Below are 237 nucleotides of genomic sequence, written 5' to 3' on the forward strand. Positions count from 1 at the left end.
TCCGCAGCGCGGACAGGTTCCGATCCACGGTGCTTCAGGAGCAGGCAAGGCCGCGGACAGACGCGCCTCGGGTCGCGCTCCCAGGTTGCGAGCCGCCTTCTTCCATACCTCGTCATGGTGGTGGCTGGCGCCGGCCAGAGCGTGAGCTACTTCGTGAGCGATGACGTCTCGAATTTCATCTGGGGAATACAGCGTCATCAGCGACCGAGAAAACGACAGGGTGTGCGTCGTGTGGTT

The 237-nt window shown here is 62.9% G+C and carries 1 protein-coding gene; it reads right to left on the bottom strand.

Features of this window, described 5'->3' with window-relative positions; genetic code table 11:
- On the bottom strand, positions 1–237 hold a 237-nt coding region (locus QP381_RS09455; protein ID WP_285068788.1), incomplete at both ends, for a SprT-like domain-containing protein.

It is taken from the genome of Pauljensenia sp. UMB6358 (assembly GCF_030216865.1).
GTDB lineage: Bacteria > Actinomycetota > Actinomycetes > Actinomycetales > Actinomycetaceae > Pauljensenia > Pauljensenia turicensis_A.